Raw genomic sequence first — 24,200 nt, forward strand, 5'->3', positions numbered from 1 at the left:
ATATGCTGAGATTATAGCAGCATCAAGCATCCAGGTGCTCTGAGCCCATTAATTTTCTCCCGGTCAATACATTTTTAATAATTTCAATAAAATCAGGCGAAGCCTTCGCCTCCACCGCCAATTCATAGATGTTCAATAACTGTTCGTCAGATAACATTTCAAGGGATGAGGGGCGCGGAGAAGGATGAAAGTAATAATCCATTAGATTCCTCCATCGGTTATTTAGAATGACTTAAATTATAGTAATATCTAAATGGTACCATTTGGAAAGAAATCCGTCTCCTGGTATTCGCAGGGTGAATTCCCCTTTACAAAAAATGAATGATATGGGAAAATGAAGGATTGGGTCGAAGAATGTTGAATAAAAGCAACGATCCCAGTGCTAATGTGCACCGGGATCACTGCTTATTGATGCTGTCTTTGTTCTCTTGCGAGGAATCTTTCTTGCGTCCTGCCAAATGTTTTTTGAGGCGGGCTTCATTGGACTCAGATACAGTGGCAAATTGTTCTCCTTGATTAAAAAGTACGATCTTCCGCTCCGCATCATAACTGTCCACATTGCTGAGACTCACGACATTGCTGCGGTCAAGACGCTCAAATCCTTTACCCTTATAAGCAACCCATAGATCGGAAAGAGTAGTGGGGAGAACAAATTCGCCTTCTTTCGTATGGACGAATATTGCATTTTTGTAGCTGGAAAAATACAATATCTCTTCTTCCTGGATGTCCAGGGAGGAGCCGTCGTTTTGTAAGACACGCATGTTTTCCCCATCCTTGTTTAATTACTTCCGCAATTCTTTTGGTGCTTCAGGGCTGTGTAAACCAATTTTCATAACAGAGACAAAGAATCGTGCGGAAGCCTCAAGAGCTGAGGATGCTTGTTTCGCAATGTATGACTTCATAACTTCAACCTTCCTTTCCATGGAATTACTGTTAAGGACTGAATCAGAAAAGCCAGTCCGATGACAGACGAACCAATAATAAAATTAAAACCAACAAGTGCTATAGAAGCCATCTTCAGACCGGGAAACCATCTGAGCGGAATTTGGGCATTTTTATCCGGGTTTGGGGCAAATAAAAACATAATGATTAAACTAAAAGCATTTATTATCCAAAGTGAAGATCCAGTGAAATTCAAAAGAAATGGGGTGAGAACACAAATTAATGTAGTAACAATATTGCAGGCAGTCGCCGTCCGTAAATGAAAACCGCCTGAACATATGCGCAGTATGCTAAAACATATATAAAAAATCAAGGTTTCAGTGAAATTATTTAACAACCCGCCAATGACAAGGGAAGCTGTGATGGTTAGAAGAGTGTTTAAAATAATATTCAAGGCATACTGCATTATTTCTTCAGAACAAGTTTCCTCTGGATTGGCCCGCTTTATTGCGGCTGAAATTTTAATAGCCAAACTGTTCAAAATTCATCACCACGGTTCTTCTTGATCGAAAAATTTAAATATCCGAACAAAAGCACAGCGTAAGCGAGAGGAATGAGAATAAATAACTGAAAGGAATTCTCAGAAACATAAATCATTAAATAAACAATAAGAATAGAAGGTAGACTTAATGTAAAGAGGACTTTTTCCTGATGTCCTAAAACGATTCTCTCTTCGGGCTTGTCCGGAACAAAATCAAAGCCTTTCCTTTTCCTCCCAATATAGTGTCCGATAGAGAATGCTGTCAAGGCAGATAGCGTCTGCATTAAATATACTCCTATCGATATTGAGTGAAGTTTAAAATCTGTAATTCCTGAAGTGCTCATTAACAAATATAGTATAGATTGGATAAGCATGTAGAGCTGGTAGGACATACCTGTCATAATAGCTGCGTAAAAAACATGAATTCGAAATAGCAGCCATAAAAAGAGAAAAACAAGCAGGTATTGGGTAAATACATCAATCCCTGCAAAACCGTTATTCACTCGAATGACATAAGAGAAGAAAGCCATAATCAAACCAGCAAAAACTATCTCTTTCGGATAAAGATCAATCTTGAATATCTTAAATGCCAGATAAAATAATGCGGTACTTTCGAGTACCGAAAACACAATAAAAAGTACAGAATCCAGCATACCGACACTCCCGAAGGTCAGATTAACTCAACCTTTAATCTTGCAAATATTATACCTAATGAACTAAAATACAACAATAAGATTTTGTTCTTTTCACCAAATTTTTCTTAATATTGTTGGAAAAGAGGCGTTATTTGATGAATCAGCGTCTGGAAAAAAATGAGTATCTTGAGGTTCAGGAGCGATATATCGCTCTAGTGCCAGCTGAGGGAGATTTGGCAGCCATTCTGAGGGAGCAATCCGGAAGCTTTTTTGATTTGCTGGGAGCCTTAAGCGAAGAGCAGGGGAACTATCGTTATGCACCGGAGAAGTGGAGCATTAAGCAGATGATTGGCCACCTGACCGACAATGACCGGATTATGTCTTACCGCTTGCTTTGTTTTGCCAGAGGAGAACAAGCGCCGCTGCCCGGTTACGAGGAAAATGATTATGTGGCCGCAGGTGATTTTGACCGCTTCACTCTTCAGGAACTGGTCAGCCAGTACAAACTGGTCCGCGAGTCTACGCTGGCCCTGCTGGACAGTCTGCCGGAAGACGCCTGGACCCGTAGAGGAATGTTCCATTCGACAGCAATGTCGGTCAGAGCACAGGCCTGCCTCATTATCGGACATGAACTTCATCATTTGAATGTGTTGAACGAGCGTTACTTGAATTAGTTGCGGCTGCAGTTGATGGCAGTGAGGGATGGGGACAGGAGGAGGACGCAAATGAGCTTTTTAACGGGCATCTTGCATTTCTTTGTTCCACGGGAGAGAACACTGCTCTTCACTACATTTGATCAGGCCCAGTATTTCAGGGTGAAGAGCCGTCTTACCGCAGCGGGCATCCGCCACCGTTCCAAGATTAATGGAGGCATGCGGGCTGCAACCAACCGCGCAAATTATGGAGGGAACGTGGCAGCGCAGCATGAGCTGTTTGTGAGCAGGGAAGACGAACATAGAGCGCTGAAGGAGATACAATCGTCTTCGGTCTAAACCAAAAAAAGCATTCCGGCTCTTTATGAAGAGGCTGGAATGCTTTTATATTTACAAGGGCGGATTCTTGTGGCATTTGCGGCAGACCGGATAATAAGCTTCATTGCCGCCGATCTGGATTTGCTTGCCGCTGTATACGGGTTGGCCGTTCTCTACACGCAGCGCCATTGTGGCTTTCCGTTCACAGAACCAGCAGATCGTCTTCATTTCTTCAATTTTATCCGCGTAGATCAGCATATATTTACTGCCTTCGAATAAGTTGTTCTGAAAATCATTTTTTAGTCCAAAAGCCATTACCGGTATGTTCAGCTCATCCACAATACGCACAAGCTGGAGAATGCAGTCCTTGGTCAGAAACTGGCATTCGTCGATCAGCACGCAGTGGGGCTTCGGCAGATTGCTGCTGACTATGCTGTATATATCTGTGTTCTCATCGATAGCTATGGCCTGCTTGCGCAGTCCGATGCGGGAGGAAATATACCCGACCTCGTCCCGATCGTCCAGGGATGGAGTGAAGATGAGCACCGACTTGCCCTGCTCCTCGTAATTATGGGCTACCTTGAGAATCTCAATGGATTTGCCGCTGTTCATTGCTCCATACTTGAAAAACAACTGTGCCACGTCCATCTATCCTTTCGTTCTTCAACCTGTGTAATAGTGTACCGAAAAATGCGACTTTATTAGAGTATCATACTCGTGGCTGAACTTGCCAGTGAAATCATTGCTATCGTGTTTTTAAATTTCAGCAACCGCTTTAAAGTGTGCTTCCCTGGTGATATGTTATAATATACGCAATTATGGACTTCCACAGGAGAAGCCTTGACAGAAAGGAAGTTTGGCAGTTGACGGAGAAAATGGAGCATTATAAAGAGAGAATGGCAGCACTTCAGGAGAGCGGGGAACTGTCCCCGGAAACGCAAAGTTTATTGACGGAAATGCTTGATGAATTAGCAGAAATGAACCGGAGCAACAAGGCGCTGCGGCGGGTGATACTCAAGACGGGACAGGGCTCTGCTATGTCCACCCGCCTGCGGGATGCGCTCTACGAATAAACAAATGGGGTAACGTCGATGAACTTAATTTTTTCTTATCTCAAAAGATACCGGGTGGCGGCGATCGCCGCCCTGGTAATGATGCTTATCGAGCTTTCGGTGGAACTTTCGCAGCCTTTGCTGATCTCCAAAATTATCGATAATGGGATCAGGGAGAAGGATAATTCAGTAGTCTGGCTGTGGGGCGGTGTACTTGCAGTAAGCGCGATTATAGCGTTTGCGGCGGGTGTGCTCAGCTCTTTTTTTGCGTCCCATGCCAGTCAGGGATTTGCTTTTGATCTCAGGGACAAGCTGTATGAGAAGGTGCAGTCCTTCACCTATGAAGTGTTCAGCCGTTTTCCGACCTCGTCGCTGATTACGCGTCTTACCGGAGATGTGACCCAACTGCAGGATACAATATTTATGGGGCTGCGGTTTATGACCCGGGTGCCGCTTGTTGTCTTGGGCAGTGTGATCATGGCTTTGGTCGTGCATGTGAAGCTGGGGCTGCTGCTGACGGTGACATTGCCGGTGCTGATTCTGTTCCTGGCGTGGGTGATACGCAGGTCATCAGATTTGTTTCGCAGCGTGCAAGTCCGGCTTGATGGGGTAAACGGCGTTATTCAGGAGAATCTGACCGGCATCCGTTTAATTCGTGTGTTTGTACGTATGGGCCATGAGATTGGCCGGTTCGCTTCATTCAGTGGAGAGCTGATGAAGTCGACTGTAGCTGCACTCCGATTGACGGAAACAACTGCTCCGCTGATTATGCTGATCGTCAACGCGGGGATTATGGCGGTTTTATGGTTTGGAAGGATTGAGATTTCTGCAGGGGAAGCAACCCTGGGACAGACCGTGGCCGTTATTAACTACTCGTTGCGCACGATAGGTGCTATGTCAGCCTTGTCCTCGATCATGGCGACGTTCTCCCGTGCAATAGCTTCTTCGCAGCGGGTGGCGGAAGTGATGTCGGCAGATGCAGCTACGGACGTAACTGCGGAGCAAGCCGAACAGGCCAATGAGCGTAAACGTGGCGTTTCTGGAATCAGTGACTATACCGGACCGGATGCTATACAGGGTGAGGTTGAATTTGAGAATGTCAGCTTCAGTTATCCGGGTAGCGAGATCGCAGTGCTGGAAGAGATCTCCTTTAAGGTGAAACCTGGAGAACGCGTGGCGATTATGGGGGCTACCGGCTCCGGGAAATCCTCACTGGTTGGACTGATTCCCCGGTTATATGAACAGAACCATGGGGTGATCTCAATTGACGGTGTGGACAGCTCGGAGCTGGACATTGCCAAGCTGAGGGGAGCGATAGGTTATGTGCCACAGGAGGTACTGCTCTTCACCGGCTCGGTACGTGACAATATTGCCTGGGGGAATGAACACGCAACCCGGGAAGAGATCGAGCGGGCAGCTGCTGCGGCGCAAATCCATGAAACGGTGACAGGTCTTCCTCAAGGCTATGACACCAAGCTGGGGCAGCGGGGGGTCAATCTGTCCGGCGGGCAAAAGCAGCGGCTGACTATCGCCCGGGCGCTTGCGCGAAAGCCGGCGATACTCATTCTGGATGACAGCACCAGTGCGCTAGATGCAGTAACGGAAGGTCTTTTGCTGGAGGAACTGAAGCATATGTCCTGCACAACCATTCTTATTACCCAGAAGATCAGCTCCACGGTATCGGCAGACCTGATCCTGCTGCTGGATGAAGGCCGGTTAATCGCCAAAGGTACCCATGGAGAGCTTATGACCGGCTCTTCCCTCTACCGGAAAATTTATGAATCCCAGGGCAAGGAGGCGGTGCATCATGTTCAAAGCATTAATTGAACCTTTCAAGCATCCGAAGCTGGATCTGGGACTTGGAGAGGGTAGAAGCTTCGGGGCGGCCTCGAGCCGAAAGCCCCAAGCGAAAGCGAAAAATTGGTCGGCTACGCTGAAACGGATCTGGAGTTATCTTGCCGAGCGCAAAGCCAAGCTGTTCCTCGTGCTTCTGATGGTGCTGTTCAGCTCCGGTCTGGCGCTGCTTGGACCTTATCTGATCAGCCGGGCGGTCGATCATTACTTAGAGGGATCGGGGGGCAGAACCTGGGGGACCTTCCTCATTACCCTTGCACTTGTATATGTGCTCAATTCATTAACTTCCTGGCTGCAAAATATTTGGATGATCGAAATTGCCCAGGAGACAATCTACCGGATACGCACCGATTTGTTCGCGCACCTGCACCGTTTGTCGATTTCCTTCTTCAACCGCAGGCAGCAGGGCGAAATTATGAGCCGCCTGACCAATGACATCGAGAATATCAGCTCCACCCTGAACAGCTCGGCGATCCAGATTTTCTCCAGTGTCCTCACGCTGCTGGGCACCGTGGGTGTTATGCTATGGCTCAGTCCGCTGCTTACGCTCCTGACGTTTATTGTAGTGCCGCTGCTTACGCTGGGGATGCGCTGGATTACGCGGCGTACCGGGCCGCTGTTCAAGGAGCGGCAGCGCAGCATGGGCGAGCTCAACGGCTATATAGAAGAAACATTGTCGGGACAGCGGATTATCAAGGCGTTCTCGCAGGAGGAACGGGTCATTTCCGGTTTCCGTGAACGTAATACGCGGATTATGCTGTCCGGGTATTGGGCGCAGTCCATTTCCGGCTTCATTCCCAAGCTGATGAATGGGCTGAACAATCTGAGCTTTGCCATCGTTGCCGGTGTCGGGGGCCTGCTGGCGATCCGCGGCCTGGTCACTGTCGGTGTAATCATCGCCTTTGTGGAGTATACACGTCAATTTACACGGCCGCTTAATGATCTGGCGAATCAGTGGAACACACTGCTGTCGGCGATTGCCGGGGCGGAGCGGGTGTTTGAGGTTATGGACGAAGAGACTGAAGCCAAGGATGAAGGCGCGGCGGTATCGCTGGATCAGGTAGAGGGGGCGGTGACGTTCAAGGACGTCTCTTTCTCTTATGACGGCGGTGCCGACACATTGCAGAATATCAGCTTTGAAGCGAAGCCGGGCGAGATGATCGCCCTCGTCGGGCCTACAGGGGCTGGCAAGACAACACTGATAGGCCTCTTGTCGCGGTTCTACGATCCGAGCAAAGGAAGCATTACGCTGGACGGCATGGTTCTTTCGTCCATCCGCAGGGAAAGTTTGCGCAGCCAGATGGCTTTTGTGCTGCAGGATTCCTTCTTGTTCAAAGGCACAATCCGCGACAATATCCGCTACGGCAGGCTGGACGCCACGGACGAGGAAGTGGAGCAGGCGGCGAAGCTGGCGAATGCCCATTCCTTCATCATGCGGATGCGCGGCGGCTACGAGCGGATGCTCTCCGTGGACGGTAGCGGGATCAGCCAGGGGCAGAAGCAGCTGCTGGCGATCGCAAGAGCGATTCTCGCCAATCCTTCCATGCTGGTGCTGGATGAGGCGACCAGCAGCATTGATACGGTGACTGAAATCAAGATTCAGGAAGGGCTGCAGGCGCTGATGAAAGGCCGGACCAGCTTCGTGATCGCCCACAGACTGGGCACCATCCGCGCGGCGGACCGTATCCTGGTATTGCAGGGCGGACGTTTGCTGCAGCAGGGCACGCATGACGAACTGCTGCAGCAAGGCGGATTGTACAGCGAACTGGTTCGGGGTGCCAAGGATGAGGCAGCGATGTAAGGGGACAGTCCAGAATCAGAACGGCTAACGAGAAGCAGCAAGATACGCCATCCCGGCAGGCAGTGGGACTGGGGCGGGCTTGCTGCTTTTTTGGCCTTTCCCGAAAAATGGAGCTACTGTTTGTAGGATAATATAATGCTCTCATTGCTCAGCTTCCCGTTTAGAGAAGAGCGCACAGCGGTGCAGAGTGCAGCCAGGAGAAGCAGCATGCAGCCGGTAATCCAAAGGATGGCGTTACCATCCGGTGTAATCCCGAGCTTGCGGATAAATGTGCCGGGCAGTGAGGCGGCAAACACAAACAGCACGGCACTGACCGAAAGGAAAGTTCTTACCCGCTCGGGGGACTTGGAGAGCATGGAGATCAGCGTCAATGTTCCGGTGGCGGCATAGGTAAACAGGAGATAAGCCGCAGCAAACATCACAAAAGCAACATTCCGGAACAGATGGAGAAGCACCGCTTCCCGGGCAGCCAGGGCATATCCGAACACGAGGGCATTAAAAAGCAGGATAGGAGCAATGCTTAGCACAAAGGCGGAGCGGCTGTATAAAGAGGTTAGCTGGCGGATATCGACCTTGTTGGCAAGATAATATTCGCAGCGCCCCGAGGTTTTTTCGGAAATAACTATCAGACTGAGGGCAATCATATTAAGAAAGAGATAGATCGAGATGTTGAGAACAAGGTAAATATAGACCGGGATAAATGCCATCGGGCCGGTGCTGGTTCTCAGAATTTGCAGCAGGGAGTTAAACGGCAAGATCATCACGATCAGGAGCATGGCAATATACGAGGGGGTTCTCAGGACATCCTTGATATTCAATTTGTTCACCGGATGCAGCCTCATTATCTAGCCTCCTTAAGTACAGTGAAGAACCGTTGCTCCAAATCACCGCAAAATTCTTGATTATGGATAATATCAACAATGGAACCGCCGATCAGGATGGTGATCCAATCGCTGATTTTTTGAACCTCCGCCAGATCGTGAGAGGTAAGGATAAGTGTTTTGCCTTCATCCTTCAAACCGCGCAGGACACTGCGCATGACCAGTCTTGATTCGGGATCGACACCGGAGGTAGGCTCGTCCAGCAGCAGAATGGGGGAATCCTTCAGCAGTGTAATCAGCAGCGACAGCTTTCGTTTCATGCCTTTGGAATAGGTAGCCACTTTATTATCAAGTGCGGTTTCGAGCTGCAGAAGAGCAGCGTATCGTTCGATCATCGTAGAAGCCAACGCCGGACTTACGTCCAAATAGATGCAGAAATCACGGATGTTTTCACGCCCGGTTTTGGTCTCGAATAAGTAATCATTCTCCAGCAATACCGAGATTTGCCGCGGATCACTGGAATAAGTAATCGTTCCTTCATCCAGAGTCAAGAGACCCATGATGAGACGCAGCAGGGTTGTTTTGCCCGCTCCGTTCGGGCCGATGATGGCGAAAATGCTGTTATGAGGCACAGCGAAAGAAACGCTGCGGATGATCTTTGTCTGATTTAATGTTTTGCCTGCGCCGGATACGATAATCGCATTGCTGTCCAGTGCCGGGGCCTGTTGTTGATGCAGCAAGACATACCACTCCCTGATTGAAATAAGTTACAGGGAAAATATACCTTATTTCCTATGAGATTCATAGAATCAAAAAAAAAGAAAAAGGCATCTCCGATTGTCTTCGGAAATGCCTGGTTAAGTGATCTAAGTTATTTAAAGTTAAGGATTACTTTTCGTAGTAGGCGGCTGCTGGATTTTTTGCTTCTCTCTGAACCGCGGGCCGACATAGTTCTTTTTACGGTCACGCGTCAGAATCCAGCCTCCGAGAAAGCTCATCCCGGCCAAGAAGAGCAGCAGCCCCCCGCCAAAATGCAGCCAGGCAAAATCCGGTGTCACAGCATCGTCGCCATGCATGGAGATATAGTTGAAAATATCATCTTTCATCATCAGGAAGCCCGTCATGGCCAGCAGGCCGGGAATAACCAGAATAAGGATGGCAATGAAGCGTGAAATCAGCAGTTTCATGAGGGTTCCATCTCCTTCGCAGCCCTTTGGATTCTCCCATATGATAACGCTTCACCAGGAAAAAGTCCATGAATACATGACGATTATAAGTTTGTAATGGGCATAAAAGAGAGTACAATGTAATAGGTTATGCAGAACTTATAAGTAATGACTGGAGGATACATATCATGACAATATCCTGTGACGTGGCGATACTGGGCGGTGGAACCGGAGGTTATGTGGCGGCGATCCGCGCGGCCCAGCTGGGAAAGTCGGTTGTCGTCATCGAAATGGACAAACTGGGCGGCACCTGCCTGCACCGCGGCTGTATTCCAAGCAAGTCGCTGCTGCGCAGCGCAGAAGTCTATGCTGAGATAAATGAGAGCGAAAGTTATGGCATCGAAACAACAGGTGTGCAGCTGGTATTCCCGAAGGTGCAGCGCCGCAAGGAAGCTGTGGTGGAACAGCTGCATGAGGGTGTGCAATTTTTGATGCGCAAGAATAAAATCCAGGTCCTCAAAGGGAAAGGCCGGATCATCGGGCCTTCGATTTTCTCCCCGCGCAGCGGTGCTGTGGCGGTGGAACTGGAGAATGGCGAGATGGAGACTGTGGTCTCATCCAATCTTATTGTCGCTACAGGCTCACGCCCCCGCGTGCTGCCGGGACTTAAACCGGATGGCAAGGTTATTCTGAGCAGTGAAGAAGCGCTGACGCTTGAAGAACTGCCGTCTTCGATCATTATTGTGGGCGGCGGAGTAATCGGTGTGGAGTGGGCTTCAATGCTGGTTGATTTCGGTGTACAGGTGACTGTGGTCGAGGCCGCTGGCCAGCTGCTGCCGCTGGAAGACGAGGAAATTGCCCGGGAGCTGCTGCGTCTGCTCAAAAAACGCGGGGTCAAAGTTCTAACGGGGACAACTGTGGATGCTGAGACTTGTGTGGTAACGGAGGACGGCGTAACCATTGAAGCCCGCAAGGGGGAACAGAGCCAGAGCTTGTCCGCAGAGAAGCTGCTGGTGTCTGTCGGCAGAGTAGCCAATATCGAAAATATTGGATTGGAAAATACCGATATCCACTTCGATAAAGGTGTGATTGAGGTTAATGCTAACATGCAGACAAATGAGCCGCATATCTACGGTATCGGCGACTGCATCGGCGGTCTGCAGCTGGCCCATGCCGCCAGCCATGAAGGTATTCGCGCGGTGAACCATCTGGCAGGTGAGAAGCTCTATCCCTATCATATCCATCAGGTTCCCCGCTGTGTCTACACACGGCCGGAAGTGGCCAGTGTCGGATATACGGAGAAAGAGGCCAAGAATCTCGGCCATGATGTCGTGACAGGGAAATTTCCATTCTCGGCTATCGGCAAAGCTATCGTCTACGGGATGAAGGACGGTTTTGTCAAAGTCGTTGCCGACCGCAGCAGCGGAGATATTCTCGGTGTTCAAATGATCGGACCGCATGTGACCGATCTCATCGGCGAAGCGGCGCTGGCGCAGCTGCTGGACGCTACCCCTTGGGAGATCGGCGAAGCCATCCACGCCCATCCGACCCTTTCCGAGATTATTGGAGAAGCCATGCTGGCGGTAGATGGCAAATCAATCGGTTTTTAGTATACGAGAAAAGTCCCCAAGAGAATGCCGGATAGAGCTGGAGAAGCGTTATGCGCCGAAATAGCTCTATTCCGGCTTTTCCTCTCTTTTCTTTTTGTACAAAAAGGGATTATAATGAACTCAAGTCAAGTCTTAGTACCAGGTTATAAGATCAGGCACAGGTTGTTATAATTTTAAGCATCTAATCCAAGTTTGTACGAAACCAATTTAGTGGGATTAGGCTCACAAAACATTTAGGAGGTACCTCTCATATGGAATCTCAAGGTACTGTAGGAACAGTCAACAGACATCAGGAGCTTGGACTCAGCGACGGCCAGGTCATCGATATGTACAAATATATGCAGATGGGACGGAAGTACGATGAGCGCAGTCTGCTGCTGCAGCGCGCCGGGAAGATTAACTTCCATGTTTCCGGTATCGGCCAGGAGGCAGCTCAGGTTGCGGCGGCTTTTGCACTGGACCGGCAGAACGATTATTTCCTTCCGTATTACCGCGATTATGCCTTTGTGCTTACCGTGGGCATGACCATGCGCGAGCTGATGCTCTCCGTGTTCGCCAAGGCTGAGGATCCCAACAGCGGTGGACGGCAGATGCCGGGCCACTTTGGAAGCAAACGTCTGCGCATCGTAACCGGCTCAAGTCCGGTGACTACACAAGTACCGCATGCGGTAGGTTTCGCGCTTGCGGCCAAGATGCAGAAGAAAAAGTTTGTTTCTTTTGTTACGTTCGGTGAAGGCTCCAGCAACCAGGGGGATTTTCATGAAGCGTGCAATTTTGCCGGTGTGAACAAGCTGCCGGTCATTATTTTTTGCCAGAACAACCAGTACGCCATCTCCATCCCTGCCCATAAGCAGCTCGCCGGCAAAGTCAGTGACCGTGCGCTGGGCTACGGCTTCCCGGGCATCCAGGTAGACGGCAATGATCCGCTTGAAGTGTACCGAGTCGTTAAGGAAGCGCGGGAGAGAGCTCTTAGAGGAGAAGGACCAACGCTGATCGAAGCGATGATGTACCGCCTGTCACCGCATTCCACCTCGGACAACGATCTGGCTTACCGGACCAAGGAAGAGGTTGACGAGAACTGGAAAAAGGACGGCGTCGCCGCCTTCCGCAACTATCTGATAGAGCTGGGCCTGTGGAGTGACGAACAGGAACGCGATCTGACTGCACAGTACAATCTTGAACTGAAAGAGGCTATTGAATATGCTGACAATGCACCTTTCCCGAAACCGGAAGATACGCTGCTGCATGTATACAGTGAATCAGACCTCAAAGGAGGAGCATAATTCATGGCAATGATGGAATATATCGATGCGATCCGGCTGGCGATGAAGGAAGAAATGGAACGCGATGAATCCGTGTTCGTGCTAGGCGAGGATGTTGGCGTAAAGGGCGGTGTGTTCACCACTACCAAAGGGCTGCAGGAGCAGTTCGGGGAAGAACGCGTGATGGATACCCCGCTGGCGGAGTCGGCGATTGCCGGAGTGGCCATCGGAGCGGCCATGTATGGCATGAAGCCTATTGCCGAAATGCAATATTCGGATTTCATGCTTCCGGCAACCAATCAGATTATTAGCGAAGCGGCCAAAATCCGTTACCGCTCCAATAACGACTGGAACTGCCCGGTCGTTATCCGCGCGCCTATCGGCGGCGGTATATTTGGCGGGCTGTATCATTCCCAGTGTCCCGAATCAATTTTCTTCGGTACACCGGGACTGAAGATTGTAGCGCCTTATTCGGCTTATGACGCCAAAGGTCTGCTGAAGGCAGCGGTCCGTGACCCGGATCCGGTCTTATTCTTCGAGAACAAGAAATGCTACAAGCTGATTAAGGAAGATGTGCCGGAAGATGATTATACCGTGCCGATCGGAGAGGCGAACCTGCTGCGCGCAGGCAGCGATATTACGGTGATCGGATACAGCCTGCCGCTGCATTTTGCGATGCAGGCTGCGGAGGAGCTGGAGCGCGAGGAAGGCATAACCGCACACATACTGGATCTTCGCACGCTGCAGCCGCTGGACCGTGAAGCCATTATTGCCGCTGCCCGCCAGACCGGCAAGGTGCTGATTGTCCATGAGGACAACAAGACAGGCGGAATCGGCGGCGAGGTGGCGGCCATTATTGCCGAGCACTGCCTGTTCGAGCTGGACGCGCCGATCTTCCGGCTCTGCGGCCCTGATGTGCCCGCGATGCCGATCAGCCCGCCGATGGAGAAATTCTTCATGCTGAGCAAAGATAAAGTGAAAGCGGAGATGCTCCGGCTGGCGCAATACTAAACATTCTGATTCTGCGGGTACATGCTTCCGAAGTGAATTTTGTACGAAGATGCTTCAGGAAGTATTGCTTACAAAACTTTAAGCGTATGCTTCCGAAATCAGTTTTGTACGAAGACATTTCTAGGAAGTATCGCTTACAAAACTTTAAGGAGTGACAATATGTCTGACAATACAAAGCTGATCGACGTGATTCTGCCGCAGCTGGCGGAGTCGCTGGTATCGGCGACGATCGGCAAATGGCTGAAGCAGCCGGGCGATCAAGTGGATCAATATGAGCCCATCTGCGATTTGATTACGGATAAAGTCAATGCAGAGCTGCCTTCCACCGTGGAAGGAACGCTGGTGGAGCTGCTCGCGGAAGAGGGCCAGACCGTCAACGTTGGCGAAGTCATCGCCCGTATCGCTGTAGCCGTGGCTGCCCCCGCAGCTCCAACGGTTCCGGCAGCTCCATCCGCCGGAGCTGGCCAGGTTAATTCCGCTCCGCAGGCGCCTGCAGCAGCCAGACCGCCGGTACCAGCTGCCGGGGGTTCAGCTGACGCTCCAATGCGCTCCCGCTACTCACCGGCAGTACAGACACTCGCCGCCGAGCACGGTATTAATCTTGCCGCTGTGCCGGGAACCGGTATGGGCGGCCGTATCACCCGGAAGGATGTGCTGACGTTCCTGGAAAGCGGCGGGGCCGCAGCCGTCCATGCCTCCAATGGCGCAGCTTCAGCAGCCGGACATCAGGCGCAAGAAGCTGCGCAGCAACCTGTACTGCAGGCTGTTCAAACCGAAGTGCAGGAGCCCGTTCGCCATTCCGGACTGCACCTGAGCGAATCTCCACGTATTCCGACGATTGAGGTGGAAGGCGGCCGGGGCAGCAGTTCAGAATTTTTGATCGACGTCACCCCGATCCGCAACACGATCGCCACGAGAATGCGCCAGAGTGTCTCGGAGATTCCCCATGCGTGGACAATGATTGAAGTGGATGTGACGAATCTCGTCGTGCTGCGCAATAAGCTTAAAGATGAGTTCAAGCGCAAGGAAGGCATAAACCTGACTTACCTAGCTTTTATGATGAAGGCTGTAGTCAGTGCGATCAAGGATTATCCGATTATGAACTCCGTCTGGGCGGTTGATAAAATCATTGTCAAACGCGACATCAATATTACACTTGCTGTAGGCACCGAAGATTCCGTTATGACACCGGTAATCAAGAAGGCTGATCAGAAGAACATCGCCGGACTTGCCCGGGAGATCGACGAATTAGCGCAAAAGACCCGCGACGGCAAGCTGCGCCTGGAAGATATGCAGGGTGGTACCTTTACCGTCAACAACACCGGTTCTTTCGGTTCTATTCTGTCCTACCCGATTATCAACTACCCGCAGGCGGCAATATTGACCTTTGAATCCATCGTGAAGAAGCCTGTGGTCATCAACGATATGATCGCCGTACGCTCCATGGCCAATATTTGTCTGTCTCTGGATCACCGGATTCTGGATGGAGTCATTTGCGGCCGCTTCCTGCAGCGCGTAAAGGATAACCTGGAAAGCTATACACCGGATACCAAGCTGTATTAATATTTTGCAACATTCAGTGACTGGCGACTCTAATTCAAAGGGGACCTGACGTTATGAATAACCCGCAACCTGGCAAGCTGGAAATTTCATATCACCCCCTGATGGAATATGGTGCGGCCTGGGAGCTGCAAAAGGAACATGTGCAGGCCATTGATGCCGGAACAGGCCTGGAACAGCTGATCCTTTTGCAGCATCCGCCCACCTATACCATCGGTTCTCAGAATCACCCGGAGCATCTTCTCCTCAGCGGTGAACAGCTCAAGGAGCAAGGAATTGCGCTGTTTGAAATCGACCGCGGGGGGGACATTACATATCACGGGCCGGGCCAGCTTGTCGGCTACCCGCTGCTGAAGCTTGGGGAGGACGGAAGGGTCGACCTTCACGGGTATCTCCGCCGGTTGGAGGCTGTAATTATTGATTATTTGGCTTCGTGCGGAATAGAGGGTGACCGAAAGCCCGGGTATACCGGCGTTTGGGTTGGCGACCAGAAGATTTGTGCGATTGGCGTCAAGTTTAACAGAAGCAAATCTCGCAGAGGCTTTATTACCAGCCACGGCTTTGCTTTCAACATCTCTGCGGGGATTGGCGGGCGCGGGTTTCAGGGGATTATCCCCTGCGGCATTGCGGAATATGGGGTAACTTCGCTGGAGGAATGCACCGGCCGGCCTATGGAGCCTGAGCAGGTATCAGAGGAGCTGATTCCTTATTTCCTGCAGCACTTTCCGTATAAGGTAATCAACCCGGCGAATCCACATGCTTAGGCCGATTTGACGGTAGTCCGGGATGTCAAATAGCGCCCGGGGAGCCCGGACGCTATTATTAACGTTCTACTTTCTGCTGTTAACCGGCCAGGAAAGGCTCGATGACCATCAGCAAGGTAGAGCCGACCATGGCGATCAGCATGACATAAATGAAGACACGGAACCATTTTTGACGTTGCATGAGTGACTCCTTTGGAATTAGTTTAAGTTAAGAGCGTACAGATATTTAAGGCAGTACCACTATTGTAACGCAATCGTGAAAGAGAGGGAAGTCCAATGATATCACAAGACCGATTGATTCAGGAATTTATGGAGCTTGTCCGTATTGACAGTGAAACAAGAAACGAACGGCAAATTGCCGATGTGCTAAAAGAAAAATTCAGCGCCTTGGGTCTTACTGCAATCGAGGACGATTCCCAGGAGCGCACTGGACATGGGGCAGGCAATCTGTTCGTTACCTGGCCTGCCGATAACGGAGCAGCAGCTCCCAAGCTGCTGTTCACCTGCCATATGGATACAGTAGTTCCCGGACAGAACATCAAGCCTACCCTTGGAGAAGACGGCTGGATTACGAGCGACGGCAGCACAATTCTCGGGGCGGATGACAAAGCGGGGTTAGCTGCTCTGTTCGAAGCGATCCGTGTCATTCAGGAACAGGGCGTTGCTCACGGGCAGATTCAGTTTGTCATTACAGCCGGTGAAGAATCCGGGCTGCTTGGCGCCCGGGCCATGGACCCCAAACTGCTGGATGCTGACATGGGCTTTGCGCTGGATTCCAACGGCGAGGTTGGAGCGATTGCAGTTGCTGCGCCTTCCCAGGCTAAAGTAACGATGCAGATCTTCGGCAAATCCGCCCATGCCGGCGTGAATCCGGAAGATGGCATCAGCGCCATTCAGGTAGCAAGCAAAGCCATCTCGGCGATGAAGCTGGGACGCATCGACAATGAGACTACGGCCAATATTGGCAAATTCGCAGGCGGCGGACCAACGAATGTGGTCTGCGACCATGTGCAGCTGGATGCTGAAGCGCGCAGTATTGTGCAGGAGAAGGTAGACCGGCAAGTGGCTTCCATGCGCGAAGCATTGGAGACTACAGTGCGTGAGCATGGTGCAGAATGTGAATTCCGCAGTGAGATTATTTATCCGGCCTTCAGCTTTAATGAGCATGATCCGGTTGTAGTACTTGCGGACCGCGCCATAACCTCACTCGGTCTGAAGACACGCTTGTTCCCGTCCGGCGGCGGCAGCGACGCCAATGTGTTCAATGGTCTAAAGGTACCAACGGTAAATCTGGCCATCGGTTACGAGCATATCCATACCACCAAGGAACGAATCAAAGCCGAGGACATCGTCAAAGCGGCTGAGCTGGTTGTAGCCATCGTTAAGGAAAGTGTAAAAGGTTAAAATATCATGTGCAGCAGCTGAGGCTGGGTATATGCAGTGAAGGAGCTGTTTCCGGGCGATTCCCGGGAGCAGCTCCTTATGGTTTTCCTGGACAGTACCATTAGTAGCGTTTAATGGAACAGCTTTGCCGAATGGAACCTTACGGAAAATGCTGCTGTCTAGCTAAATCTACGTATTTGTTGGGAACGTTCCTTCAAGCGAATGGGGAGGACTCTCGGTGACTTAGAAGGTGGCCTAGAAGCTGGGGAGAACTCTCCGTGACTTGAGGATGAGGACTAGAAGCTGCCGGACTCCATGGACGTTATTTCTAATAATCGCCGGTTTTTGACAAGGGAACGGACTCCAGAGACACTATTGTTCTGTTTTGAAGCCAATTTCCCTCCTTGTAGAGGAAATAACGCCTTTCCGGTCCGGATGATCGGGAAAAAGGATTTTCCAGGTGTAATAACGTCTTTCCGGTCCGGATACATTCAGAAACGGAAAGGGGAAAATGCTGCAAGCGGGTTACCCCGCTTTAGGTGGACTCAGCCGTGACTCAGCTTTCAGCCGCAGGATGTAGGACAGTGGCATATCACGTCTGTACTGCAGGGTCCACCCGGCGATTACTGCTTTAATCTGCTCCGGTGTACCTACCATTGTGACTGCAGTTGAGCTTGTACGGATAAGGATGTCATTCATGTCTACATTCCTTCTTTCCCCTTAAGTTTGCTATAATACACCCTATGCAGAACTGAGCTAAAGGAGACCATAAACTATGAAAAAAGTTGAAACTCACCGCAATCCCGCACTGGATGAAGAGACGTTGTCTACACAGCCGATTTTTGAAGGCAAAATTATTACCCTGCAGGTGGATACGGTTAAGCTGCCGGATGGCAATACCGCAACCCGCGAGGTCGTGAAGCATCCCGGAGCTGTAGCTGTGCTTGCTCTGAATCAGGGTAAGATGCTTGTAGTGGAGCAATACCGCCAGCCGATGCACCGCACCGAGGTGGAGATCCCCGCAGGTAAGCTGGATAAGGGCGAAGATCCCTTGGCCGCTGCCGGCCGGGAGCTTCAGGAGGAGACGGGCTTTCACAGCGGCGACCTTAAGCTGCTGAAATCCTTTTATACCTCGCCCGGATTCGCGGATGAAATTATTCATTTGTATGTGACAGACAACGCCCAGGCGGGAGATATGGCACTGGATGAGGACGAATTCCTGGAGGTTTCCGAACTTACGCTGGAGGAAGCCTACCAGTACATTGCGGACGGCCGTATTGCCGACGCCAAAACGATGATGGCGGTGTATGCATGGCATCTCTATACGCTGACAGGCCAATGGCACTAGAAGAGGAAAACAAGCTGCACAGCTTCTACTGTGACCTGCATGTTCATATCGGCCGCACTACGGAAGGACAAGCTGTCAAAATCAGCGGCAGCAAGAATCTCACCTTTGCCGGAATCGCCAAGGAGGCCGCAGAGCGCAAGGGGATCGGGCTAATAGGGATTATTGACAGCCACTCCCCCGGCGTGCAACGCGATATCCGCCACTCGCTGGAATCCGGAGAGATGACAGTGGCAGACGGTGGAGGTATTGCTTACAGGGGCACCACCATCCTGCTGGGGTCAGAGATTGAAATCCGCGAGCCTGGCCGGAAGGAATGCCATGTGTTAGCCTTTATGCCGGACCTGGAGACAATGGCGGATTTCAGCAGCTGGATGAGCAAGCATATGCGCAACGTAAATCTCAGTTCCCAGCGGCTGTATGCACCATCCAGGGAACTGCAGGATGAGATTTGCGGACGCGGGGGTATTCTAATTCCGGCGCATATTTTTACGCCGCATAAAGGTCTTTATGGTTGTGCTGCAGAGCGTATGGCCGAGCTGTTTGACCTGGAGCGCATCGCAGCAGTTGAGCTTGGCCTTAGCGCGGATTCAGAGATGGCAGGATACATTTCTGAGCTGGACAGCTATACCTTCCTGACCAACTCTGACGCCCACTCCCTCGGCAAAATCGGCCGTGAATACAATGTCATCGAGCTGGCTAAGCCGTCCTTCAGCGAACTGAAGCTGGCACTGAAGCGTAAGGCAGGCCGTAGAGTCAGCGCTAATTTTGGACTGAACCCGCGCCTGGGCAAGTATCACCGCACTTATTGCGCCGGATGCGGCAGCATCATTGATGAAGCGTATGCCACTTCGGAACGCTGTCCTTATTGCGGCAGTCCCAAGCTGGTGCAGGGGGTGTTTGACCGGATTCTGTCCATCGCCGACCGCGGGCAGCCCCTCGTGCCGGACCATCGTCCGCCGTATCATTATCAGGTGCCGCTTGAGTTTATTCCGGGACTTGGCCCGGCTAAGATGAACGCGCTGCTGGGGGCTTTTGGCACAGAGATGAACATTCTGCATGGTGCCGGCGAGGCGGAGATTGCTGCAGTAGCGGGAACAGAGCTGGCTGCGCAGATTGTTCTTGCCCGCACGGGGGAACTTGCACTGTCGGCTGGTGGCGGAGGGACGTACGGCAAAGTAATGGTGAACAAAAAGTAGAATTGCTGTGCATAACAGCGACCTGTCCAAAGGACAAGTCATAGAGCGGGATGTCTCCTCATATGGTGTAATATGTGACCGGAAAGGAGAACGTCCCGATGCGCAGTTTAAGGCTGATGATGAAGGAACAGACGCCTCTTTATATTTTTGTTGCCGTATTATTTCTCGTTGGTGTCGTTTTCGGGGCTCTGATTGTCAGTGCGTTAACGCTGGACCAGCAGCAGGAGCTGGGAGATTACATGGGGAATTTCTTCGTCACCGTTGATCAGCAGGGCCTGCCGGCTGCGCCCGACTCTTTCTGGAGTATCGCCGCGCTCAATCTGAAGTGGGTGGGACTCATTTGGATTCTTGGGTTGTCGGTCATTGGGCTTCCGGGTATTCTGATCTTAGATTTTCTCAAAGGCGTGCTGATCGGTTTTACCGTCGGTTGCCTCGTCAGCCAGTATTCCTGGCACGGCATGCTGTTTGCCCTCGTCTCGGTTGCTCCGCACAATCTTGTGCTGATCCCGGTTCTGCTCGTATGCAGCGCAGCGGCTATTGCCTTCTCACTGCTGATGATCCGCAGCCGGGTGCTGGGGAAGCGGCGTACGCCGGTGACAAGGCCTTTTGCAATGTACACGGTATTATCGCTTGGAATGGCCGTACTCGTCTTGGGCATTTCCGGTTTTGAGGCCTGGGTGACGCCGGTGATGATGAGATGGGTGACACCCATGCTCGTATCTATAGGGTGATTTAAAGAATGCTGCCGGGTGGAATTTTCACTGGGGCAGCATTTTTTTTATCCCTTTGATTGCAAAAAGTTATGAATAGTAGATATTTGCAAATATAGGAATTAAAATGGTGTTGGGTGAGCAGCCGAGGAAGGAGGATATAGCAGGTGGAAAAAATAGGGATTCTGATGATTTTTTTGTTTATGGTGACTACGAATGTTTTCGCAGAACCCGTCCAACAGAGGTCATTAGAAGGCTTTCTTAACAATGATTTGCAATTGCTTACACTTTCAGCCCAAGAGAAAGTTGTTATTAACAGGATGGATAACTCGATATCTGTCTTTAACTTGGCTTCAGGCGAAGAAGCTTGGACGAAAAGTTATTCCAAGCTCTATGATGTTGATGTACTCAGCTCTCCGGAGAAAATCATTGTGATCGCCAAAGACAAAGATAAAGACAACAAGCTGCAAAAGATCGTCCTGAGTAAAGAAGGAACGACACTCTCCACTACGGTCTTTAACAGCGCTCCAATCACTAAATCAATAACAAGCAATGAGGAGATGATCAACTGGTACGCACCAGAAGGGAGCAATAAAGAAAGACTCTCTGTGTACAGTAACAACGTTCTTGCTGCATATCAAGCCCCTTGGAACAATCCTGTTTTTAAAATGAATTTAGGCGGAATGTCAAGCAGCAAGTACGAAGATATCACGCTTAAGGATATTAAATTGAACGGCCCTTATGCGGTTGTCAAATATACAGGATACAGTCTAATGCAGAGCCAGGATTTTTTTCGTGTGATTAATACCTCAAATAAGAAGAAAACATACACTATAGCTTCTGATTGGAACACACGCAGTGATTCTTCATTTGCCGGCAATGAGCTTGTTATTAACAGTTCCTTCAACGTGGGCAATCCGCTGGGCGTGAATGTTGGGCAGCCTTATTCACTATCCGGCATGTATAATCTCTCGACAGGAAAAAAGACAGCAGGCATCTCTGAAACGTTTACGGAACGGGAAATGGGTTGGAAGTCTGAACGTATAGGCAATCATATTCTAATCTATCTCCCGGAGAAAGGACGAATTGATATATATAATCTCTCTGGCCGGAAGGTGTCGGAGGCTTCGATTACTCTTCCCAATAGCTTCCGCGTGCTGGATTATTCCAAGGGTGAGCTTTCTTTACTTATCCGGGAAGAAACCGGAGCAACAATTCAAGTGATCCACACCACTGCTATTAACTAGACCATAGAACCGTTGGCGGAGCTGTATTGCCATCACGGAATACCACTATTGAACACACTCTAAAAGCGTTTGACTTCTCAAAGCGACTCCCCCTATAATGGAAGAAGTGGTTTTATGCCCGGTGCGGTAATTTTCCAAGGGGGAGGGATACTATGGAAGCCCGGATAGACAAGATAAAGCAACAGCTACAATCCCAAGGATATAAGCTTACACCCCAACGGGAAGCAACCTTAAGAGTGCTGCTGGAGAACGAAGACGATCATTTAAGTGCAGAAGATGTATTTATGCTTGTGAAAGAAAAGGCTCCCGAGATCGGTCTCGCCACTGTATACCGGACCCTGGAACTGCTCAGCGAGCTTCATGTCGTGGAGAAGATTAATTTCGGAGACGGAGTTGCCCGTTATGACCTGCGGACAGATACGGCGAAACACCATCATCATCATTTAATCTGTGTGCAATGCGGCACAATGGATGAAATCCGTGAGGATTGGCTCGGACCGCTGGAAGAGCGGCTGGAGAACGATTATAATTTCACGGTGCTTGATCATAGACTTGATTTTCACGGGATTTGCCACCGCTGCAAGGACAAGAATACTACGGATGGCAATACGCCCGAATAGGCTTATAGATGATAAATTACCGCACAAGCTCTCCCCGGTGTACTGCCGGAGGGGGCTTTTTAAATGATTTCATCAGGCCGACATACATATCACCGCCCGCCTGCGCATAAAGTGAAGGACGAGTTATGCTTCTGAAGCGAGTTTTGTACGAAGCAATTCCTGGAAGATAGAGGCTCACAAAACATAAGTTTTTGCTTCCGAAGTGAGTTTTGTACGAAGCAACCCTGGGAAGTATAAGCTCACAAAACTTTTAGGAGGAATCCTAATGATTATTTCTGTGCCTGGAACGGTGCGCCGGCTGTATTTTTTGACCCTGCTTGTTGCATTGAGCTGTTTCTTGTATTACGCCCTGAGCTGGCTAAGCGGATGGATCAGTCCGATAGATCATTATGAAATCCCGGAAGGTACGGCAGTCCGGGCCTTTAAGGATGCCCCGGTCAGTGTGGACAGTCTGAATGCAGGGGAACGTCTGCGGCTATATTACTGGTATGGCGAGTGATTGCCCGGCCCGAAGCAGGAAGAAGCCGGAACACTGTCGAATGAACCTTAGGTGAGTTCATGCATCTGGCTTGCCGCTGTGCAGCCGGATGCTGAACTCCATGCCTAAATGCTGCATAGCCGCGAAGAGCAGCCTGAGCAGACAGGAGCGTGAATGAAATGAAGTCACACTTGCAGCCTTTTATGCAATATTTAACCGTAGAGAAAGGTTTATCTTCCAGCACTCTCGAGTCCTATGGACGCGATGTGTCGCAGTTTCTGGAGTTTGCCGAAGGCCGTGGTGCCGTTACACCGGAGGAGATTAGAAGATCGCATATCATGCAGTATCTCGCTGAGCTCCGCACCGCAGGGCGGGCAACCGCAACAGTGAACCGGAATACGGTGTCGCTGCGCGCGTTTTTTCACTATCTGCTGAAAGAACGGCTGATCGTGCAGGACCCAACGCTGGATATGGAAATGATCAAACCGAGCAAAAAACCGCCGATGATCTTAAGTATCGAAGAAATCGAACGGCTGCTGGCGGCCCCTGATGAAGCTACCCCCCAGGGAATGCGCGACAAGGCGATGCTAGAGCTGCTGTACGCCACCGGCATCCGGGTTACAGAGCTGATTACCCTGAATGTAGAGGACGTGCATACGGACCTGAAGTTCGCCCGCTGTAGCGGGGCTTCCGGGAAGGAGCGGGTAGTGCCGATCGGCGCTATTGCAGCGGAGTGCGTGGCGGTGTATACATCCGGTATGCGGGACAAGCTGCTGCGGGGAAATCAGGAGGAGCCAGCCCTGTTTCTGAACAGTCTGGGCGGACGGCTGACCCGTCAGGGCTTCTGGAAAATTATTAAAAAGTATGCGCGTGAAGCCCGGATTGAGCAGGATATCACTCCGCATACCCTTAGACATTCGTTCGCTGCTCATTTGCTGGAAGGCGGTGCGGATCTGCGTTCCGTGCAGCAGATGCTTGGTCATGCGGATATTTCCACAACGCAGATCTACAGCGGGATTGCCCGCAAAAATATGAAGGAAGTCTACGAAAGCCACCATCCCCGGGCGAGGTAACTGCTGCTGCGGAATGGGTATAAGACCTGAATCGCGGCTAATCCCCGAGGGTAGGGTAAAAAGATGCTTTTTGTGAGTAAGATCGTTATGATGGAAATATACTGAAAGGATAGACCGGAGCGTGTGAACCCCGGGAGTTACTTTCAGCAGAAACGGGTACCTAAAAAGCGGGGCAATGGGCCGCTGGCTTCGGAAGGGCTGTCCCTTCGGAAGAA

At 50.6% G+C, this 24,200-nt stretch carries 28 protein-coding genes; 18 read left to right on the forward strand and 10 right to left on the reverse strand.

The genetic code is table 11. The features are described 5' to 3' along the window. Nucleotides 1–22: 22 nt before the first annotated feature. The 4 genes from NYE29_RS20865 to NYE29_RS20880 form a co-directional block, all read right to left on the reverse strand. Complete coding sequence (locus NYE29_RS20865) at nucleotides 23–202, reverse strand: sporulation histidine kinase inhibitor Sda (RefSeq protein WP_076108905.1); 180 nt, start codon at nucleotides 200–202, stop codon at nucleotides 23–25. A gap of 196 nt (nucleotides 203–398) precedes the next feature. Further along, nucleotides 399–761 (reverse strand): LytTR family DNA-binding domain-containing protein, encoded by a 363-nt coding sequence (locus NYE29_RS20870; protein ID WP_076108906.1) that lies wholly within the window; start codon nucleotides 759–761, stop codon nucleotides 399–401. Between the two features lie 137 nt (nucleotides 762–898). Then, nucleotides 899–1,414 carry an accessory gene regulator ArgB-like protein gene (locus tag NYE29_RS20875; RefSeq protein WP_340897315.1) on the reverse strand — a complete coding sequence of 172 codons (516 nt, stop codon included), beginning with the start codon at nucleotides 1,412–1,414 and terminating at the stop codon, nucleotides 899–901. Nucleotides 1,415–1,419: 5 nt separating this feature from the next. Then, nucleotides 1,420–2,076, reverse strand: a complete 657-nt coding sequence (locus NYE29_RS20880) for a hypothetical protein (protein WP_076108908.1) — start codon at nucleotides 2,074–2,076, stop codon at nucleotides 1,420–1,422. A gap of 137 nt (nucleotides 2,077–2,213) precedes the next feature. On the opposite strand from NYE29_RS20880, the gene NYE29_RS20885 reads away from it, so the two are divergent. Continuing rightward, nucleotides 2,214–2,732 (forward strand): DinB family protein, encoded by a 519-nt coding sequence (locus NYE29_RS20885; protein ID WP_076108909.1) that lies wholly within the window; start codon nucleotides 2,214–2,216, stop codon nucleotides 2,730–2,732. A gap of 51 nt (nucleotides 2,733–2,783) precedes the next feature. Then, complete coding sequence (locus tag NYE29_RS20890; protein WP_076108910.1) at nucleotides 2,784–3,050, forward strand: hypothetical protein; 267 nt, start codon at nucleotides 2,784–2,786, stop codon at nucleotides 3,048–3,050. A gap of 51 nt (nucleotides 3,051–3,101) precedes the next feature. Here NYE29_RS20890 and NYE29_RS20895 read toward each other — a convergent pair whose 3' ends face one another. Next, the gene (locus NYE29_RS20895; RefSeq protein WP_076108911.1) at nucleotides 3,102–3,671 is read right to left on the reverse strand and encodes a thymidine kinase; all 570 of its coding nucleotides are present in this window, start codon (nucleotides 3,669–3,671) and stop codon (nucleotides 3,102–3,104) included. A 221-nt stretch (nucleotides 3,672–3,892) separates the two neighbouring features. Here NYE29_RS20895 and NYE29_RS20900 point away from each other — a divergent pair, with 221 nt between their 5' ends. The 3 genes from NYE29_RS20900 to NYE29_RS20910 are packed head-to-tail and all read left to right on the forward strand — an operon-like array spanning nucleotide 3,893 to nucleotide 7,736. Continuing rightward, nucleotides 3,893–4,102, forward strand: a complete 210-nt coding sequence (locus NYE29_RS20900) for a hypothetical protein (protein ID WP_038594769.1) — start codon at nucleotides 3,893–3,895, stop codon at nucleotides 4,100–4,102. 18 nt (nucleotides 4,103–4,120) lie between these two features. Beyond that, nucleotides 4,121–5,908 (forward strand): ABC transporter ATP-binding protein, encoded by a 1,788-nt coding sequence (locus tag NYE29_RS20905; RefSeq protein WP_340897316.1) that lies wholly within the window; start codon nucleotides 4,121–4,123, stop codon nucleotides 5,906–5,908. After that, nucleotides 5,889–7,736 (forward strand): ABC transporter ATP-binding protein, encoded by a 1,848-nt coding sequence (locus NYE29_RS20910; protein ID WP_340897317.1) that lies wholly within the window; start codon nucleotides 5,889–5,891, stop codon nucleotides 7,734–7,736. The genes NYE29_RS20905 and NYE29_RS20910 overlap by 20 nt, the downstream gene beginning before the upstream one ends. 113 nt (nucleotides 7,737–7,849) lie before the next feature. Here the strand turns inward: NYE29_RS20910 and NYE29_RS20915 are convergent, their stop codons facing one another. The 3 genes from NYE29_RS20915 to NYE29_RS20925 all read right to left on the reverse strand — a co-directional run bounded on the left by NYE29_RS20915 (nucleotide 7,850) and on the right by NYE29_RS20925 (nucleotide 9,744). Beyond that, a complete protein-coding gene (locus tag NYE29_RS20915; RefSeq protein ID WP_076108914.1) occupies nucleotides 7,850–8,578 on the reverse strand; it encodes a hypothetical protein in 729 nt (242 codons plus the stop codon). Further along, nucleotides 8,578–9,297, reverse strand: a complete 720-nt coding sequence (locus NYE29_RS20920) for an ABC transporter ATP-binding protein (protein ID WP_340897318.1) — start codon at nucleotides 9,295–9,297, stop codon at nucleotides 8,578–8,580. The genes NYE29_RS20915 and NYE29_RS20920 overlap by 1 nt, the downstream gene beginning before the upstream one ends. Before the next feature lie 141 nt (nucleotides 9,298–9,438). Then, nucleotides 9,439–9,744: a DUF2627 domain-containing protein gene (locus NYE29_RS20925; protein WP_340897319.1), complete on the reverse strand. Its 306-nt coding sequence runs from the start codon at nucleotides 9,742–9,744 to the stop codon at nucleotides 9,439–9,441. A 167-nt stretch (nucleotides 9,745–9,911) separates the two neighbouring features. On the opposite strand from NYE29_RS20925, the gene lpdA reads away from it, so the two are divergent. From lpdA to lipB, 5 genes are all read left to right on the forward strand, one after another. Next, nucleotides 9,912–11,333 (forward strand): dihydrolipoyl dehydrogenase, encoded by a 1,422-nt coding sequence (gene lpdA / locus NYE29_RS20930; protein ID WP_038594759.1) that lies wholly within the window; start codon nucleotides 9,912–9,914, stop codon nucleotides 11,331–11,333. Between the two features lie 251 nt (nucleotides 11,334–11,584). Next, nucleotides 11,585–12,616: a thiamine pyrophosphate-dependent dehydrogenase E1 component subunit alpha gene (locus NYE29_RS20935; protein WP_076108917.1), complete on the forward strand. Its 1,032-nt coding sequence runs from the start codon at nucleotides 11,585–11,587 to the stop codon at nucleotides 12,614–12,616. A 3-nt stretch (nucleotides 12,617–12,619) separates the two neighbouring features. Continuing rightward, nucleotides 12,620–13,606, forward strand: coding sequence for an alpha-ketoacid dehydrogenase subunit beta (locus NYE29_RS20940; RefSeq protein ID WP_076108918.1), 987 nt, complete (start codon nucleotides 12,620–12,622; stop codon nucleotides 13,604–13,606). A 159-nt stretch (nucleotides 13,607–13,765) separates the two neighbouring features. After that, complete coding sequence (locus tag NYE29_RS20945; RefSeq protein ID WP_076108919.1) at nucleotides 13,766–15,169, forward strand: dihydrolipoamide acetyltransferase family protein; 1,404 nt, start codon at nucleotides 13,766–13,768, stop codon at nucleotides 15,167–15,169. 53 nt (nucleotides 15,170–15,222) lie between these two features. Continuing rightward, the gene (gene lipB, locus NYE29_RS20950) at nucleotides 15,223–15,930 is read left to right on the forward strand and encodes a lipoyl(octanoyl) transferase LipB (protein ID WP_340897322.1); all 708 of its coding nucleotides are present in this window, start codon (nucleotides 15,223–15,225) and stop codon (nucleotides 15,928–15,930) included. Nucleotides 15,931–16,009: 79 nt separating this feature from the next. Here lipB and prli42 read toward each other — a convergent pair whose 3' ends face one another. After that, nucleotides 16,010–16,111 carry a stressosome-associated protein Prli42 gene (gene prli42 / locus NYE29_RS20955; protein WP_340897323.1) on the reverse strand — a complete coding sequence of 34 codons (102 nt, stop codon included), beginning with the start codon at nucleotides 16,109–16,111 and terminating at the stop codon, nucleotides 16,010–16,012. Between the two features lie 95 nt (nucleotides 16,112–16,206). Between prli42 and NYE29_RS20960 the strand changes: the two genes are divergently transcribed. Further along, a complete protein-coding gene (locus NYE29_RS20960) occupies nucleotides 16,207–17,334 on the forward strand; it encodes a M20/M25/M40 family metallo-hydrolase (protein WP_340897324.1) in 1,128 nt (375 codons plus the stop codon). Nucleotides 17,335–17,838: 504 nt separating this feature from the next. Here the strand turns inward: NYE29_RS20960 and NYE29_RS20965 are convergent. Next, nucleotides 17,839–18,012 carry a hypothetical protein gene (locus tag NYE29_RS20965; protein ID WP_340897325.1) on the reverse strand — a complete coding sequence of 58 codons (174 nt, stop codon included), beginning with the start codon at nucleotides 18,010–18,012 and terminating at the stop codon, nucleotides 17,839–17,841. 76 nt (nucleotides 18,013–18,088) lie between these two features. Between NYE29_RS20965 and NYE29_RS20970 the strand changes: the two genes are divergently transcribed. The 7 genes from NYE29_RS20970 to xerD all read left to right on the forward strand — a co-directional run bounded on the left by NYE29_RS20970 (nucleotide 18,089) and on the right by xerD (nucleotide 23,985). Next, nucleotides 18,089–18,661, forward strand: a complete 573-nt coding sequence (locus NYE29_RS20970; RefSeq protein ID WP_076108922.1) for an NUDIX hydrolase — start codon at nucleotides 18,089–18,091, stop codon at nucleotides 18,659–18,661. Next, nucleotides 18,652–19,857, forward strand: a complete 1,206-nt coding sequence (locus NYE29_RS20975; RefSeq protein ID WP_340897326.1) for an endonuclease Q family protein — start codon at nucleotides 18,652–18,654, stop codon at nucleotides 19,855–19,857. Before NYE29_RS20970 ends, NYE29_RS20975 begins: the two co-directional genes overlap by 10 nt. A gap of 98 nt (nucleotides 19,858–19,955) precedes the next feature. Then, the gene (gene spoIIM, locus NYE29_RS20980) at nucleotides 19,956–20,588 is read left to right on the forward strand and encodes a stage II sporulation protein M (protein ID WP_076108924.1); all 633 of its coding nucleotides are present in this window, start codon (nucleotides 19,956–19,958) and stop codon (nucleotides 20,586–20,588) included. 146 nt (nucleotides 20,589–20,734) lie between these two features. Further along, nucleotides 20,735–21,814: a hypothetical protein gene (locus NYE29_RS20985; RefSeq protein ID WP_340897327.1), complete on the forward strand. Its 1,080-nt coding sequence runs from the start codon at nucleotides 20,735–20,737 to the stop codon at nucleotides 21,812–21,814. Nucleotides 21,815–21,966: 152 nt separating this feature from the next. Beyond that, the gene (gene fur / locus NYE29_RS20990) at nucleotides 21,967–22,434 is read left to right on the forward strand and encodes a ferric iron uptake transcriptional regulator (RefSeq protein WP_038594739.1); all 468 of its coding nucleotides are present in this window, start codon (nucleotides 21,967–21,969) and stop codon (nucleotides 22,432–22,434) included. Nucleotides 22,435–22,699: 265 nt separating this feature from the next. Further along, a complete protein-coding gene (locus tag NYE29_RS20995; RefSeq protein WP_038594738.1) occupies nucleotides 22,700–22,933 on the forward strand; it encodes a DUF4227 family protein in 234 nt (77 codons plus the stop codon). A gap of 158 nt (nucleotides 22,934–23,091) precedes the next feature. Further along, on the forward strand, nucleotides 23,092–23,985 hold the full coding sequence (xerD, locus tag NYE29_RS21000) for a site-specific tyrosine recombinase XerD (protein WP_076108926.1): 894 nt from the start codon (nucleotides 23,092–23,094) through the stop codon (nucleotides 23,983–23,985). Nucleotides 23,986–24,200 lie beyond the last annotated feature (215 nt).

Source organism: Paenibacillus sp. FSL M7-1046 (assembly GCF_038007405.1).
Classification (GTDB): Bacteria; Bacillota; Bacilli; order Paenibacillales; family Paenibacillaceae; genus Paenibacillus_AQ.

What these genes read in the sequence shown, in the direction of transcription:
- NYE29_RS20865 (WP_076108905.1), bottom strand. Translation starts at nt 202, where the DNA reads ATGGATTATTACTTTCATCCTTCTCCGCGCCCCTCATCCCTTGAAATG.
- NYE29_RS20870 (WP_076108906.1), bottom strand. Translation starts at nt 761, where the DNA reads ATGCGTGTCTTACAAAACGACGGCTCCTCCCTGGACATCCAGGAAGAA.
- NYE29_RS20880 (WP_076108908.1), bottom strand. Translation starts at nt 2,076, where the DNA reads ATGCTGGATTCTGTACTTTTTATTGTGTTTTCGGTACTCGAAAGTACC.
- NYE29_RS20885 (WP_076108909.1), top strand. Translation starts at nt 2,214, where the DNA reads ATGAATCAGCGTCTGGAAAAAAATGAGTATCTTGAGGTTCAGGAGCGA.
- NYE29_RS20890 (WP_076108910.1), top strand. Translation starts at nt 2,784, where the DNA reads ATGAGCTTTTTAACGGGCATCTTGCATTTCTTTGTTCCACGGGAGAGA.
- NYE29_RS20905 (WP_340897316.1), top strand. Translation starts at nt 4,121, where the DNA reads ATGAACTTAATTTTTTCTTATCTCAAAAGATACCGGGTGGCGGCGATC.
- NYE29_RS20910 (WP_340897317.1), top strand. Translation starts at nt 5,889, where the DNA reads ATGTTCAAAGCATTAATTGAACCTTTCAAGCATCCGAAGCTGGATCTG.
- NYE29_RS20915 (WP_076108914.1), bottom strand. Translation starts at nt 8,578, where the DNA reads ATGAGGCTGCATCCGGTGAACAAATTGAATATCAAGGATGTCCTGAGA.
- NYE29_RS20925 (WP_340897319.1), bottom strand. Translation starts at nt 9,744, where the DNA reads ATGAAACTGCTGATTTCACGCTTCATTGCCATCCTTATTCTGGTTATT.
- lpdA (WP_038594759.1), top strand. Translation starts at nt 9,912, where the DNA reads ATGACAATATCCTGTGACGTGGCGATACTGGGCGGTGGAACCGGAGGT.
- NYE29_RS20935 (WP_076108917.1), top strand. Translation starts at nt 11,585, where the DNA reads ATGGAATCTCAAGGTACTGTAGGAACAGTCAACAGACATCAGGAGCTT.
- NYE29_RS20940 (WP_076108918.1), top strand. Translation starts at nt 12,620, where the DNA reads ATGGCAATGATGGAATATATCGATGCGATCCGGCTGGCGATGAAGGAA.
- NYE29_RS20945 (WP_076108919.1), top strand. Translation starts at nt 13,766, where the DNA reads ATGTCTGACAATACAAAGCTGATCGACGTGATTCTGCCGCAGCTGGCG.
- lipB (WP_340897322.1), top strand. Translation starts at nt 15,223, where the DNA reads ATGAATAACCCGCAACCTGGCAAGCTGGAAATTTCATATCACCCCCTG.
- prli42 (WP_340897323.1), bottom strand. Translation starts at nt 16,111, where the DNA reads ATGCAACGTCAAAAATGGTTCCGTGTCTTCATTTATGTCATGCTGATC.
- NYE29_RS20960 (WP_340897324.1), top strand. Translation starts at nt 16,207, where the DNA reads ATGATATCACAAGACCGATTGATTCAGGAATTTATGGAGCTTGTCCGT.
- NYE29_RS20965 (WP_340897325.1), bottom strand. Translation starts at nt 18,012, where the DNA reads ATGAATGACATCCTTATCCGTACAAGCTCAACTGCAGTCACAATGGTA.
- NYE29_RS20970 (WP_076108922.1), top strand. Translation starts at nt 18,089, where the DNA reads ATGAAAAAAGTTGAAACTCACCGCAATCCCGCACTGGATGAAGAGACG.
- NYE29_RS20975 (WP_340897326.1), top strand. Translation starts at nt 18,652, where the DNA reads ATGGCACTAGAAGAGGAAAACAAGCTGCACAGCTTCTACTGTGACCTG.
- spoIIM (WP_076108924.1), top strand. Translation starts at nt 19,956, where the DNA reads ATGCGCAGTTTAAGGCTGATGATGAAGGAACAGACGCCTCTTTATATT.
- fur (WP_038594739.1), top strand. Translation starts at nt 21,967, where the DNA reads ATGGAAGCCCGGATAGACAAGATAAAGCAACAGCTACAATCCCAAGGA.
- NYE29_RS20995 (WP_038594738.1), top strand. Translation starts at nt 22,700, where the DNA reads ATGATTATTTCTGTGCCTGGAACGGTGCGCCGGCTGTATTTTTTGACC.
- xerD (WP_076108926.1), top strand. Translation starts at nt 23,092, where the DNA reads ATGAAGTCACACTTGCAGCCTTTTATGCAATATTTAACCGTAGAGAAA.